Annotated in this window: 12 protein-coding genes and 1 pseudogene; all 13 read right to left on the reverse strand. The window is 37.3% G+C overall.

What is annotated here, in order from left to right; translation table 11 throughout:
- Nucleotides 1-51: 51 nt before the first annotated feature.
- The gene (locus tag BCR24_RS00575) at nucleotides 52-2,043 is read right to left on the reverse strand and encodes a MucBP domain-containing protein (protein ID WP_069638618.1); all 1,992 of its coding nucleotides are present in this window, start codon (nucleotides 2,041-2,043) and stop codon (nucleotides 52-54) included.
- A 306-nt stretch (nucleotides 2,044-2,349) separates the two neighbouring features.
- Nucleotides 2,350-2,604, reverse strand: coding sequence for a CsbD family protein (locus BCR24_RS00580; RefSeq protein ID WP_069638619.1), 255 nt, complete (start codon nucleotides 2,602-2,604; stop codon nucleotides 2,350-2,352).
- Between the two features lie 88 nt (nucleotides 2,605-2,692).
- Nucleotides 2,693-3,301, reverse strand: a complete 609-nt coding sequence (locus tag BCR24_RS00585) for an alpha/beta hydrolase (RefSeq protein ID WP_069638620.1) — start codon at nucleotides 3,299-3,301, stop codon at nucleotides 2,693-2,695.
- A gap of 235 nt (nucleotides 3,302-3,536) precedes the next feature.
- Nucleotides 3,537-3,647 (reverse strand): annotated as a pseudogene (locus tag BCR24_RS16605) (fructokinase); the annotation flags it as partial.
- Nucleotides 3,648-3,687: 40 nt separating this feature from the next.
- The gene (locus BCR24_RS00590; RefSeq protein ID WP_100630340.1) at nucleotides 3,688-4,743 is read right to left on the reverse strand and encodes an aldose epimerase family protein; all 1,056 of its coding nucleotides are present in this window, start codon (nucleotides 4,741-4,743) and stop codon (nucleotides 3,688-3,690) included.
- 178 nt (nucleotides 4,744-4,921) lie between these two features.
- Nucleotides 4,922-5,191, reverse strand: a complete 270-nt coding sequence (locus BCR24_RS00595) for a type B 50S ribosomal protein L31 (protein ID WP_025870994.1) — start codon at nucleotides 5,189-5,191, stop codon at nucleotides 4,922-4,924.
- 98 nt (nucleotides 5,192-5,289) lie between these two features.
- On the reverse strand, nucleotides 5,290-6,582 hold the full coding sequence (gene rho / locus BCR24_RS00600) for a transcription termination factor Rho (protein ID WP_069638621.1): 1,293 nt from the start codon (nucleotides 6,580-6,582) through the stop codon (nucleotides 5,290-5,292).
- On the reverse strand, nucleotides 6,579-7,859 hold the full coding sequence (locus BCR24_RS00605) for a UDP-N-acetylglucosamine 1-carboxyvinyltransferase (protein WP_069638622.1): 1,281 nt from the start codon (nucleotides 7,857-7,859) through the stop codon (nucleotides 6,579-6,581). Before BCR24_RS00605 ends, rho begins: the two co-directional genes overlap by 4 nt.
- A 288-nt stretch (nucleotides 7,860-8,147) precedes the next feature.
- Nucleotides 8,148-9,014: a class II fructose-bisphosphate aldolase gene (locus tag BCR24_RS00610; RefSeq protein WP_010760933.1), complete on the reverse strand. Its 867-nt coding sequence runs from the start codon at nucleotides 9,012-9,014 to the stop codon at nucleotides 8,148-8,150.
- Nucleotides 9,015-9,229: 215 nt separating this feature from the next.
- Nucleotides 9,230-9,682 (reverse strand): hypothetical protein, encoded by a 453-nt coding sequence (locus BCR24_RS00615; protein WP_069638623.1) that lies wholly within the window; start codon nucleotides 9,680-9,682, stop codon nucleotides 9,230-9,232.
- On the reverse strand, nucleotides 9,679-10,455 hold the full coding sequence (locus BCR24_RS00620; RefSeq protein ID WP_069638624.1) for a MurR/RpiR family transcriptional regulator: 777 nt from the start codon (nucleotides 10,453-10,455) through the stop codon (nucleotides 9,679-9,681). The genes BCR24_RS00615 and BCR24_RS00620 overlap by 4 nt, the downstream gene beginning before the upstream one ends.
- A gap of 127 nt (nucleotides 10,456-10,582) precedes the next feature.
- Nucleotides 10,583-11,914: a 6-phospho-alpha-glucosidase gene (locus BCR24_RS00625; RefSeq protein WP_069638827.1), complete on the reverse strand. Its 1,332-nt coding sequence runs from the start codon at nucleotides 11,912-11,914 to the stop codon at nucleotides 10,583-10,585.
- Between the two features lie 22 nt (nucleotides 11,915-11,936).
- Nucleotides 11,937-13,550, reverse strand: coding sequence for an alpha-glucoside-specific PTS transporter subunit IIBC (locus BCR24_RS00630; protein WP_083244267.1), 1,614 nt, complete (start codon nucleotides 13,548-13,550; stop codon nucleotides 11,937-11,939).
- Nucleotides 13,551-13,707: the final 157 nt, after the last annotated feature.

Genomic DNA, 13,707 nt, shown 5'->3' on the forward strand with positions numbered 1-13,707 from the left:
ATGAGCCTAAAGTGGGATTTCCTTACAGTTGCTTTGCTTTAAGCTATTTTTTTATTCCGCTTTTTTCTTTTGTAGAAACTTTCCGAAGAAAGCCAATACTAAACTTAATAAACCCATCGTCATGACATCCGTATTATTAGTTTCGCCTGTATTTGGCAGTTTGTTCTTAGTTTGAGTACTTGATGTATTGCTGGTATTACTTGGTTTAGTTGTTGTTTCTGGTACTTTATTAGATAATGGTGTCACTTTGCCCGCCCCTGGATCTGACAATGTACCCGTTAGAGGATCTAGCGTAACTGCTGTTAATTTATCGCCTTTTCTCAGTTCTATTCCTTCTGGAACAGCTGTTTTCCATTTTCCATCTTTATCGACATCTACAGTTACCTTAGTGCCATCAGGAAATGTTACGATTACTTTAGAATTAGGCATCCCATTACCAGTAACTTCTTTTGCTCCTTCTACTGCATCATCAACGGTTGGTGCTTCAATTTTTTTATAGATATACGTGACTTCTGTCGGATCGACATCATATTTACCAGAAGCATTTCTCGGTACTGCCATTAAAATATAGCCTGAAATTGGCTTAGGTGTCGTATTATATGGATCATCAAAAAATCCATCAAGTAAACCGCTCTCTGCGAGTGGTTTCCCCTTTTCATCGACATAATGAACGTTTACTTTTGTTGCTTTCTTTTTATAGACATAGCTGACTGTTTGATCTTTGTCTGTGTGGTTGCCTGTTGCATTATTTGGTGTTGTCACTAACTCATATCCTTGAATATCTTTTGCGGTGGTTTTGTAAGGATCTTCATACTCACCAAGAATTATATCTCCTGTTGAAAGTGGTTCGCCTTTTTCGTTCACATATTCAATGTTGATATTGGTTTTGACTTTTTTATAGTAATATTTAACCGTTTGATCTGCTTTTGTATAGGTTCCGTTTTGGTTAGCTGGCATTTTTTCTACAACTAGTTCGTATCCAGTGATCTCTATTGGTGTTGTTGCGTAACCCAGCCCAATTTTACCGGAATAACTAGTATCATCTGTACTATAGATTTTCACTTGATTGCCATCTGAATCGACTAAAATATGTTCAACGATAACTTTTCCTGCTGTAATTTTGAATTTACCAGAAGTTGTGTCAGTAATTGGTGCTGTCGAAACATAACCAGCTGGCGGCGTTTCTGTTACAATATTTGTGATTGTATATTCACCAGTAGCTAATTGATCGATATCTGGTTGTTCACCAGTTTCACCAAATTGAACAACATCACCACTTGCATCTTTAATTACCCAGGAATAGCTATAGTCACCATAAGTATCCGCGACATCTCTTCCTACTATAATCGAAGATGGATCTTCAACAACTGTTTCTGATTGATTAATTACGCCATCAATGTTTATTGAGGAGGCCGTTCTTTGAATATTGTTTGCAAAATAACCTGTATCTGAACCTCCTCTGGCATCTAAACCTTGCAGACGAAATTCATAAATCCCCTCTGGACCAGTTAAATAAGCAGTCATATCGACATTATTACCACTCTGAATTCCGCCGCCAGAAAGAAATTCATATTGATAACTTTTGGCAAAAGGATTATCAGGATCCTTACGTACAAAATTTATATGTACTGCATTTGTGTATTGATAGTCAATCTCTTGTACTGGAAGAACAACACCATCAACAGTTATGATAAAGTCCCCTATATTTCGAGGCATAACTTGATTCATTCCCTCAGATTTATTCTCCTGAGCTAAAGCTATTTGCGAATGCCCAACAACTTCATTTGACTTAGCACCTTCCTCCATTATCTCAGTTGAAGTGGTTACTTCTGACATTACTTGTTTTGAATCACTTGTAGTTTGCTTAACTGAGCTCGTAAGACTCTCACCTTCAAACTCCTTAGCTGTTTCTCCTGATGCTTCGGTCATTTCTTGCTTCTCTATTTCTTCTGCAATTGCTTGAACCGAAGAATTCATTGTACCATATGGTACTGTACCCAAAACTAATGTTGAAACTAATAGTGTGTGTGTCCATTTTTTCATATTTGCTCTTCCTTTTTATGGTTTTTAAATACATATATATTTTCAATATTAATTATATCGCATTTAAAAGTATTGTTTTATCTTCTTTTTCGACAATAATCGAAAAAAAAGATAATTTCCTTCAAGTAAAAAATATAAATAGATTAGTTTGTACTTTCCTCCAAAATGAAAAACAGTTCCAAAGTCTATCGGTATCTGCTCTGTTTTCTTTTATTATAAATTTCCATCTATTTCTCAATAAAAAAAGAGGAGCGAGATAGAATTCTACCTCACTCCTCTATAAATTTCAATCGACAAAATCGATTATTATTTATCGTCGTGTTTATGGAATTTTTCTTTGATATCTTCAAAGCCTTCTTTGATTTTGTCGCCTAATTTTTCAGCGCCATCTTTCATATCATCACCGGCATCGCGAGCTTTATCTTTTACATCGCCAAAAGCTGATTGTGCTTTACCTTCAATTTCTTTACCTTTATCGTCTGTTACTTTACCTTGAACTTCTTTAGCTGTTCCTTCAACTTTGTCTTTTGCATCATTTACGCGTCCATTTAAATCTGCCATGTGAAAATCCCCCCTAGTTAATTTATATTACATAACTAGCATAGCATCATTTTTAACTTGCTACAAACGATTCGCTTTGTTTTTATAACTATACTGTTTCGCGCTCACTTAACCACCGTTTTGCCTGATTGATTTCATTCATTGTTATTTGATGCCCTGCATTTGTTGAAGCAATAGTAACAGCCGCCTGTCTCTTTTCCAATTGTTGGACCAATTGGTCTGACGCTACTTTAGGCACGATAGGATCATTTTCACCAACTGATAACCAGATTTTTTTATCGGATAACTTAAATTTCTGCGTATCCACCCCTAAAGACATCGGGTGAAATAAAATAGCCTGCTTAACAGCAAAGTGACGTTCTAATAAAATATGTGCCGCGATATTCGCTCCGTTTGAATAACCAACAATGGTCCATTCTTCTAACGATATACCTTTTTCTTTACTGACAGACCTAATTTCTTGAATGAGTTTATCACTTTCTTCTTCTAAGCTGATCAAGTCAAATTGATTCAAGCCATTCCTCTTAAAAAAACGGTTCATTCCAGACTCTTGAACAGTTCCACGAAAAGAAAGCAATGTAGCCTCTTCATCTAAGAAACGAGCAATATCTAGTAACGACGTTTCATCGCCACCAGTTCCATGAAGTAATAATAAATTTTTCCCGTGAAGACTCCCTTTATCAAATATGTACTGCATGTTTAACTCATCTCCCTACATTATACTTAAAGGCAAATTAATTACCACTAATAAACTTACTTTTAGTAAGCTTAAAAATCAGTTTAACACGTTCGATTGTATTTGTCACTTTGTCAGCACTTTTTGAAGCGTTTTTTGGTAAGTGTTTTAGCTTACTCTGAACAATTTTCCAATGAAAATGAAGCAAGTAGTTAGCACTAAATTTCGTTTTATTCTCATGATATTTCAAAATGCAGGTTGTTGCAGGAAAACGAATTTTTTCAATAATTTTGAGTTGATCATTGCCGACACCGCAAACAAATTTTGTACCGCATGCTTCAATACTGCCTAAAAATTTTTTCGTTATTTTTTACCACTTCTAAACATATTTTTTTCATCAAGGAGGTTCAGTTATCATCTGTTACATTGATTTTATAAATTGTCCGACTTTGGTAGGGTGTTTCTGGGTATAAGATAATAGTACCAAACTCTTCAAATTCACAGGCTCCAGGACTGACTTGGGTTTCCAAAGTAAGAGCGCCATGATGACACATTTTTTCCCCTCGAACTTCTGGTCCTTCATCACCAAACTGGGCAGTAAAAATCACAACTGCTGGACGATCCGTATACATCTCTATTGAAAGATCCTTTTCTGGAGCACTAATGATCGCTTGGGACTTATCAAAACCTGACTGATTCAAGATAAACGGATGATCTAATCCATTTACTAAACGATTTTGTTCATAATTCGTCTGAAACACTTGAATCATCTTTTTAGGTCTTCTAAAATCAAAAGGTGTATTGACCACAGTACGTAGTTCACCTGTAACAGTAGTATCCTCGGCTACTACTGCAAACTTATCAGCATCAACAAACACTTCATGTTCGTCAACAGCTTGCGATGGTTTGCCTGTCAAATTGAAATACACATGATTTGTTGGATTGTACAATGTGGGTTGATTGGTAGATGCTTGATAATCTATGATCCATTCATTTTCGTTTGTTAACGAATAGGTTACACTAGCTTTTAATTCTCCTGGAAAACCATTTTCTCCTGCTGGGCTTAGATAGGAAAATAAGACAGAAACTCGTTCACTCGTTTGCTCTGTTGCAGCGCTCCATAATTTTGTCTCAAAACTTTCTAAGCCACCATGTAGCGTATGACCACTTTTGGGATCAACAGGCAATTGATAATTTTGCTGATCGATTGAAAATGTACCATGCTTAATTCTACCTGCAACACGACCGATCGTTGCGCCAAAATACTTATCTTTCTCCATATATTCTTCCGCAGAATCAAAGCCTAAAACAATATTTCGTTTTTCTCCATTAACAGGTACGATCAAATCAACAATTCTTGCACCTAAATCAGTCACATTCATCGTAATTCCTGAGTCATTCGTAAGCGAATATAAAAGAGCTGTTTCGCCAAATTTTCTTTTGCTAACTTTCAAGTATCCCATTCCCTTCTAATCTCTCAACTAAAACTATTTTATCATTTCTTAATTCATTTTAATCTTCATTTTATATTTTAAACTACTTTTGTTTGATTTTACAATAATTCTATCAAGTTACACTTGAAGAAAAAAAATAAGACCTCGCTCATAAATGAGTGGGGTCTTATAACCATTGCTGTTTGAATTAAGCTTCTGGATTGGCGTTGGCATCTTTGATACCATACTTTTTGTTGAAACGATCCACACGTCCGTCTGCTTGTGTAAATTTTTGACGTCCAGTGTAAAATGGATGAGAGTCAGATGTAACTTCGACACGGATTACAGGGTAAGTGTTTCCGTCTTCCCATTCAACTGTTTCATCAGAGTGCTTAGTAGAACCTGATAAAAATTTAAAACCAGTTGTTGAGTCCATAAAAATAACTGGGTGATATTCTGGATGGATATCTTGTTTCATAGTCTTTTCGCTCCTTTGCCCTGATCCATTTGCTGCATCAGAGTTTATTTGTCGGTATACAACAGTACTATAATAGCATGATTCGTTTATCGATGCAATTATCTTTTAATATTTTTTTTCGCTTGTCTACCAAAAGAGACATCGTGGAATTCCTCGAAGAATTTCTGATTGTTTTTCGTTTTACGTAAAAATTTAACGAATTGCTCCGTGTATTCTAAAGAATCTCCTGTCATATGATTACGCAGCTTCCATATTTCCTCTAACTGCTCGCTTGACATTAACAAGTCTTCTTTACGTGTTCCAGATTTCTTGATATCAATGGCTGGGAAAATACGTCGATCAGCTAAATCACGAGATAAGTGCAGTTCCATATTTCCAGTTCCTTTGAATTCTTCAAAGATAACATCATCCATGCGACTACCAGTATCCACTAAAGCTGTAGCAAGAATCGTCAAACTACCGCCTTCTTCAATATTTCGAGCAGCACCAAAAAATCGCTTAGGTTTATAAAAAGCTGCTGGGTCGATCCCGCCACTCAATGTACGACCGCTAGCTGGAATCACTAAGTTATACGCACGAGCTAAACGTGTAATACTATCCATCAAGATAACCACATCTCGTTTGTCTTCAACTAAGCGCATCGCTCGTTCTAATACTAATTCGGAAACGCGAGTATGATTTTGCGGTTGTTGATCGAATGTTGAAGAAACAACGTCCCCTTTAACACTACGCTCTAAATCAGTCACTTCTTCTGGTCGTTCATCGATCAATAATAAAATTAATTCTACCTCTGGATAATTTTCTGAGATACCGTTGGCAATTTCTTTTAGCACACTAGTCTTACCAGCTTTTGGCGGTGCAACAATCAGGCCACGTTGACCAAATCCAACAGGCGAAAAGATATCAATCATACGTGTCGATAATCTACCAGAAGTTGTTTCTAGTTTGATTTGTTTTTCGGGGTAAAGCGGTGTTAAGGCTGGGAAATGCGGACGTTCTTTAGCTTCTTCTGGGTCTTTCCCATTGACACTTTCAACATGCATCAAGCCATAATAACGTTCTGATTCTTTTGGAGGACGTGCTTTTCCAGCAACTTTGTCACCATTGCGTAAACCAAATCGGCGAATTTGTGAAGATGAGATATAAATATCTTCTGCACTTGGTCCATAATTGATTGGACGCAAAAAACCATAGCCATCTTGAGATACAATATCTAAAATTCCTTCCATGAAGAAAAATCCTTGTTTCTCAGCTTGCGCTCGAATAACTGCCAGAGATAACTCTTTTTTATTCATTTGACTATAATATGGGATCTTGAATTCTTTCGCATAAGAATAAATATCTTTTAACGTACTATTTTCAAGTTCCGCCATCGTTAAATAGTCACTCATTTAGCCACCTCGATTTCTTCTTCTGTTTCGATCATTTGGATATCAGCACCCAGTGCTGTTAATTTTTCAATAATATGGTCATAACCACGTAAAATATATTCGACATTATGAATCGTTGTAGTCCCTGTAGCCATCAAGCCCGCTATCACTAAACAAGCACCAGCTCGAAGGTCTGAGGCAACAACTTCTGCCCCATGTAATTGTGCAGGACCATTGATCACAATCATATTGCCTTCGATCGCTGCATCTGCCCCCATGCGTACTAGCTCCGGAATATGCTTTGTCCGTTGTGCATAGATACTATCAATAACTTCACCCGTTCCTTTAGCCTTTAACATCAATGGCGTGATCGGTTGTTGTAGGTCTGTTGCAAAACCTGGATATGGATAGGTTTTAACTGTCGTCATTTTTAAATCATGAGAAGGATGGACTTCGATCATATCTTCTTCGATCGTCATCTTAACGCCCATTTCTTGTAATTTTGCAATAAAGCTTTCTAGATGTTCGTAAATTACGTTACGAACTTTTACCCCTTCACCCATTGCAGCCGCTAAAGCTAAATAAGTCCCTGCTTCGATACGATCAGGAATGATTGAATGACGGCAGCCGTGTAATGTTTCAACGCCCTCGATTCTAATAATATCTGTTCCAGCACCTTTGATATTTGCCCCCATATTGTTCAATAATGTAGCCACATCGATGATTTCAGGTTCACGAGCAGCATTCTCAATAATGGTTTTTCCTTCGGCTTTCACAGCAGCTAACATCACATTGATCGTCGCGCCAATCGAAACCATATCCATAAAGATTCTCGTTCCATGCAGTCCACCATTGGTTCTTAAATACATCGCACCATGCTCGTTGGTCACATCAGCGCCCAGTGCTTCAAAGCCTTTGATGTGTAAATCGATCGGACGAGGTCCTAAATAACAGCCACCAGGTAACCCAACAACCCCTTCACCAAACTTTCCTAATAATGACCCCATAAAGTAATAGGAAGCACGCAAACTATTGATTTTGCCTTTAGGCATTGGAACAGACACAATTTCTGTTGGATCGATGACTAAGGTATTATCTGTAAAGGTTGTTTTAGCACCCATGATTTCTAAAATTTCAATTAATGAATGAACATCTTGAATATCAGGTACACCATCTAACGTTACTGGTGAATCAGCTAAGATAGCTGCGGGAATCAATGCCACTGCACTGTTTTTTGCGCCGCTGATACATACTTCTCCGGTTAATGGACGATTGCCATTGATTACGATTTTTTTCATTTATATTCTCACCTATCTATGTAAAACAAATAGTTTTATTTTTTTGTAATATACCCAAACTATTCTAACACATTCAGGGACAATAAAAAAGCCAACAGCCATTCGCTTTTGATTGTTTTTCATCAATTGTTTGTTTTTCTATCATTTTCACATAAAATCTAGAGAAACTGGGTAGATAAATCGGCAGGCTAGAGACAATTTTTAAATTGGACATTCATTTTTTCGTCAAAAAAACTGAAACAACAGTTTATCCGTTGTTCCAGTTTTTATAACTAGTATAGAAATTAATTATGCTTTGTTAGCAGAACCGAACCATTCGATACGTTGTTCTACTAATTCAGTCACAGCTTTTGTTCCTGGTGCTAATAATTTACGAGGGTCAAAGCCTTTACCTTCAAGATCTTTGCCTTCTTCGATGTATTTGCGCGTTGCTGCAGCAAATACTTCTTGACACTCAGTATTCACGTTGATTTTAGAAACGCCCATAGAGATTGCTTTTTGAACTTGCTCTAAAGGAATACCTGATCCACCGTGTAATACTAATGGAATGTCACCAACAGCGTCAGCGATTTCTTGTAAGTGGTCAAATGCTAATCCAGTCCAGTTGTCTGGGTATGAACCGTGGATGTTACCGATTCCGCATGCTAGGTAATCAATACCTGTAGCAACCATTTGTACACATTCTTGTACGTCAGCTAATTCGCCAGAACCGATGATTCCGTCTTCTTCTCCGCCGATTGAACCCACTTCACATTCTACAGAAACGCCTTTAGCGTGTGCTTTGGCAACAACATCTTTTGCTTTTTCGATGTTTTCTTCGAATGGTAAGTGTGAACCATCAAACATAACTGAAGTGTAGCCGATTTCGATACATTCTAATGCATCTTCATATTCACCGTGGTCTAAGTGAAGAGCTACTGGTACAGTAATGCCCATTGAATCGATTAAGTCTTTTACTAAATCGTAACATACTTGGTAACCGCCCATGTATTTAGCAGCACCCATAGAAGTTTGGATCAAAACTGGCGCTTTTTTAGCTTCTGCAGCTTCAAGAATCGCTTTTGTCCATTCTAGGTTGTTTGTGTTGAATCCTCCGACACCGTAGCCGCCTTTGCGTGCTGCTTTAAGAAATTCTGTTCCTGATACTAATGGCATAATAAAATTCCTCCTAAGTTTTAAAAAAACTTTATTTGTTAAGGATATCCTTAACCAACAGTTATATTTTAGCAGACTTTTTAGTACTTTTCTACTAAAATTGCCTTTTTCAGAAAATTTTTGTCCAGACTTTCACATAACTAAAGACACTACTCGCTTTTTGTCTAAAAATCGAGTACCCCAACCAATGAATTCTGGCGTCAGTTCGTCAAAGATTATAATGAAATACGAATCAACAAGACGATCACTGTGACACATCCGACAAATGTCATGACACCATATACTATCCATTGTTCAGATTTTGGCAAAATAAGCTCGTCTTTGGTCGGTAGCAAGCTACGATAGACTAAAATACACAAGATGATTCCAATGATATTTAATGAGAAAAGTTGTTGAATCATACTAAATTTCAAAAAATTACCAAGTAATGAAGCACGGTAGTCGCTAGAATCAATCAGTTTATACAACGCGAATAATTGAAAAAATAATAACAAGACGATGATCGTCGTCAATGTCAAACTTGGAATTGTTGCAAAAATGATACTAACCGTTGTCTGTTGAACCGCCGCTAAAGTAAACAGATAGACCACGTATAAACACGGTACGAGCAACCAATAACCAAATAATAGGCGTTTCATTTTAATAGGTTCTAACAACAGTCTAGTCATCTGCTTTCCTCCTCATAACTTTTGTTTAAATACGTAACATATTTTCTGAAAATCAAATCCACCAACACACTTAGTCCAACTAAAGATTGGGCAATATGATTTTTTCCAGAAACAGCAAAAGGCGTTGAATAATAAAAATAAGCGTATTGTGCATGTTCTGCAAAAAAATTATGTGAAAATGCTGTGATTGCAGCAACAGGTATTTTTCTAGCATTCAAAGAAAGAATATTCTCTTTGATGTCATCTGTTTCTCCACTTAAAGAAACAAATAAAACAAGATCTTCTTTTGTGATCATCGACATACTGATATCTAGTTCGGTTTTTACAGGAATTACAATTGATCGTTTATCACAGATCATCAACATTTTTGACAGCTCTTCAACCACTTTACGCTGTGAATAGCCTGTAGCATAGCAATAGACTGTACTGGCATTTTGAAGCGCTTGACTAAATGAGGTGAAATCTGTCTGTTGAGCTAATTTGACTGTGTTTTCAATATCTTTCACTTGTATACCAACTAGATCAGCGCTAATAGTCCCAATTTCAGCTTTTTGAGATTGTCGCATAAAATATTTAAATTCTGAATAACCAGAAAAACCCAGTTTTTTGGTTAAGCGTAAAACGGATGATTTGGAACTATGAACTTTTTTGCCCAGCTCAACAATACTCAACTGGAAAATTTCCTGCTCATTTTCTAAAATGTAGCCTAAGATTGCCCAATCCATTTCACTGAGATTCTTTTGATGTTTTTGCATTAACGATTCTAGATTCATCTTCACCCTTCTTACCTCACTTATTTTTCCTCATTATAATGGATAACGTCCAAAACGGAAACTAGGTAGATATATAAGGGAATAGGCAGGAGAAAATAGTATCTACCTATATCTCCTGCCTCAGTGATTAACGCAGCTCGGGCCAAAATTCTTTGTTTACTTCTATTAAATCATCTAAAATTTCTTGGGCAATACGAGCATTGGGAACAATGCGTGATAAGGTCAATGCCTGCCATAATTTTTGATACGAACCTTCCGTCCAAGCCTCAACAACCAACTTTTCAACAGCAACTTGTTGTTCCATCAAGCCTTTTTGAAAACGAGGAATTTTTCCTTGTACAATCGGTTCTGGCCCATTACTTCCCACAATACATGGCACTTCCACCATCGCAGTTTCTTCAAAGTTTACAACTGCTCCTTGGTTTTCAACGATCAATAACATTCTTTCATAAGTATTATAGGCAATTGCCCTGGCAAGATCGACTATATAAGAAGCATGTTCATCTACTTCTAACGTTGTTCCTTGTGCTGTACCAGCCTTTGTGATCCGATTACATTCACCAAACACATGTTTTTCACGTCCAGCCATTACTTCATTTGCCCGCGTATATTCTGGATTTGCATGAGCTACTTCATCTTGCGGATAAAAATAATATTTCAAATACGTATTTGGTAATGTCGTTGGATCGACCGCATATACTTCTTTCGCTTTGGCAAACGTGTGCATCCAACTAGCGTCCATATGCTGTGATTCTTCGATTTCTTCTTTTAATGAATAGCCATACTCTTTTACATGTGCTTTGATTTTCGGCATTAAATCATTGCCTTCTTGATCACGAATATCTGTCCACCAGCCAAAATGATTCAAGCCATAGTAACGTACGACCATCTCTTTTCTAGAGCTTAGCCCGACAGCTTTAGCCATCCGTTCTTCGATCCCCACTGGCATATCACAAATATTGATGATCTTCGATTCTGGGCGTAATTTTCTAGTTGCTTCGGCTACGATTGCCGCTGGATTAGAGTAATTTAACATCCAAGCTTCTGGTGAGTATTTTTCCATATAATCAATCAATTCTAAAACACCGCCGATTGAACGCATACCGTAAGCAATGCCTCCTGGTCCACAAGTTTCTTGACCAATCACCCCGTATTTTAAAGGGATTTTTTCATCTTTTTCCCGCATCGCATATAAACCAACGCGAATGTGAGCCATAACAAAATCAACATCTGTAAAGGCCGTTTTAGGGTCTGTTGTTGCTAAAAATTCAATATCGGGGGCTTGTTCTTTAATAATGATTTCGCAAGCATCTGCAATTTGCTTTTGTCTTTGTGGATCATTATCATAAAATTTGATTTGTCGAATTGGAAATTTCTCTAAGTTGTCCAGTAACATTAATACGATTCCGGGAGTAAATGTACTTCCTCCACCTGCAATTACGATTGAAAATTTTTTCATTTTTTGTCCAGCTCCTTTAGCTTTATTCATTTACTTGATTGTCATTTCCTAATGCTAATAAATTCTCAAATTGCTCTCTCACTTGAGGGACATCTAAGCCGACGATTACTTGAAAGGCTGTCCCATTTCTAACAACACCGTGTGCACCACCTTCTTTAAAGGCACTATCTGGGGCAACGATTCCTTCCTCTTTCACCGTAATTCTCAAACGAGTCGCACAATTATTGACCTTTTCGATGTTATCACTACCACCAAAAGCTTCTAAATAGACCGCTGCTTGCTCTGTATACTGATTCGCTCCAGCAATCGCTACATCTCCTATAGTTCCAGCTTTTTTTGACTCCTTATACTCTTTTTTACTATACAATTTAACTTCTTGGTCTTCTTCTCTTCCAGGTGTTGCAAAGTTAAACTTCAAAATCAATGCACGAAAAACGACGAAATAGATCAGTGTGAAGGATAGACCAATAATCAATTGCGTGAAAATCATTCCTTTATGATTTGCAAATAGTGGAATCCAGTTTTTCGCCATTAAATCGATGAATCCACCACCCATATCCCCTACGACACCAAAGAAATACATCGTCGCAGCCATCGTTGCTGCTAACACAGCATGTAATACAAATAGCGGTGGTGCAACAAATAAAAACGTAAATTCCAACGGTTCCGTAATGCCAGCTAAAACAGCCGTTAAAGTTACAGGAATCAAAATTGCTAAGACCTTTTTCCGCTTATCGGGTTTTGCAGTAAAATAAAATGCCGCTGCAATACCCGGTGAAGCAAAGATCTTTGAATTCCCGTGTAAAGCAAAACCGCCTTGTGGGAATAATTGTTTGATTGGCGTCGTTGTCTGCGCATATTCATTTAAGTGTGCCATCCAGTATTTAGTGATACCATTTTCAACAACTGCCGGACCAAAGACAAACGGTGTGTAAATAAAATGATGTAATCCTGTAGGAATCAAAATTCTTTCTAAGAACGTATACAACCAAACACCAAATGTTCCAGCACTTGCTAAGAAAGTCTGCATCGAACCAATCCCCATTTGAATTTTCGGCCAAATCAGACAAATTAGAAAAGCGATTGGTAACATAGCGAAGAAACCTAAAATCGCAATCAAAGATGATCCCTGAAAGATTCCTAAAAAATCTGGCAATTTAGTATCAAAGTAACGATTATGCAGCCAAACCACAATTGCTGAAATAAAAATAGCACCGATAATACCAGTATCCAGCGTTTTGATCCCCGCAATCATCTTCATTCCACTATCGCCCCCGACTTCTTGGGCAAAATCAACCCCAAAGAACACACCGAAATATTCCAACATACTGCTGATAAAATAATTGCAAGTCAGATAAATCACAAAAGCTTCCATGGCTGCTCGAGCATTGGCCTTTTTAGCTAATCCAATCGGTAAACCAATCACAAACAGCAACTCCATCTGATTAAAAACAGTCCAAGCCCCACTTTCCAAAACAGACCAGACACCATACCAAACGCTTCCTTCATTGGCAATACTTCCAACGATCATTGGATTTTTAAATATAATAGCAAGCGCTACCATAATTCCTGAAAACGAGAATAACAAGACCGGGGTAAACATTGCTCCTCCAAACCGCTGCACTTTCTCCATCACTAGTGAAACACCCTCCTTCTATTTGCTTGTTTTACAAATTAGTTATACCACCGTATGAATACGCTATCAATACTTCAAAGAAGTTCTGGGAAGTCAGTTGTTTGATAGAGAAAAAGTGTCAATGTTTGGGAAATTTACCACATCAATCCTTGACACG

The sequence above is a fragment of the Enterococcus ureilyticus genome, assembly GCF_001730315.1.
Classification (GTDB): Bacteria; Bacillota; Bacilli; order Lactobacillales; family Enterococcaceae; genus Enterococcus_L; species Enterococcus_L ureilyticus.

Coding starts and splice junctions, on each gene's coding strand:
- BCR24_RS00595 (WP_025870994.1), bottom strand. CDS start 5,191: ATGAAACAAGATATCCATCCAGAATATCACCCAGTTATTTTTATGGAC.
- BCR24_RS00610 (WP_010760933.1), bottom strand. CDS start 9,014: ATGCCATTAGTATCAGGAACAGAATTTCTTAAAGCAGCACGCAAAGGC.
- BCR24_RS00625 (WP_069638827.1), bottom strand. CDS start 11,914: ATGAAAAAATTTTCAATCGTAATTGCAGGTGGAGGAAGTACATTTACT.
- rho (WP_069638621.1), bottom strand. CDS start 6,582: ATGAGTGACTATTTAACGATGGCGGAACTTGAAAATAGTACGTTAAAA.
- BCR24_RS00575 (WP_069638618.1), bottom strand. CDS start 2,043: ATGAAAAAATGGACACACACACTATTAGTTTCAACATTAGTTTTGGGT.
- BCR24_RS00620 (WP_069638624.1), bottom strand. CDS start 10,455: ATGAATCTAGAATCGTTAATGCAAAAACATCAAAAGAATCTCAGTGAA.
- BCR24_RS00580 (WP_069638619.1), bottom strand. CDS start 2,604: ATGGCAGATTTAAATGGACGCGTAAATGATGCAAAAGACAAAGTTGAA.
- BCR24_RS00590 (WP_100630340.1), bottom strand. CDS start 4,743: ATGGGATACTTGAAAGTTAGCAAAAGAAAATTTGGCGAAACAGCTCTT.
- BCR24_RS00585 (WP_069638620.1), bottom strand. CDS start 3,301: ATGCAGTACATATTTGATAAAGGGAGTCTTCACGGGAAAAATTTATTA.
- BCR24_RS00605 (WP_069638622.1), bottom strand. CDS start 7,859: ATGAAAAAAATCGTAATCAATGGCAATCGTCCATTAACCGGAGAAGTA.
- BCR24_RS00615 (WP_069638623.1), bottom strand. CDS start 9,682: ATGACTAGACTGTTGTTAGAACCTATTAAAATGAAACGCCTATTATTT.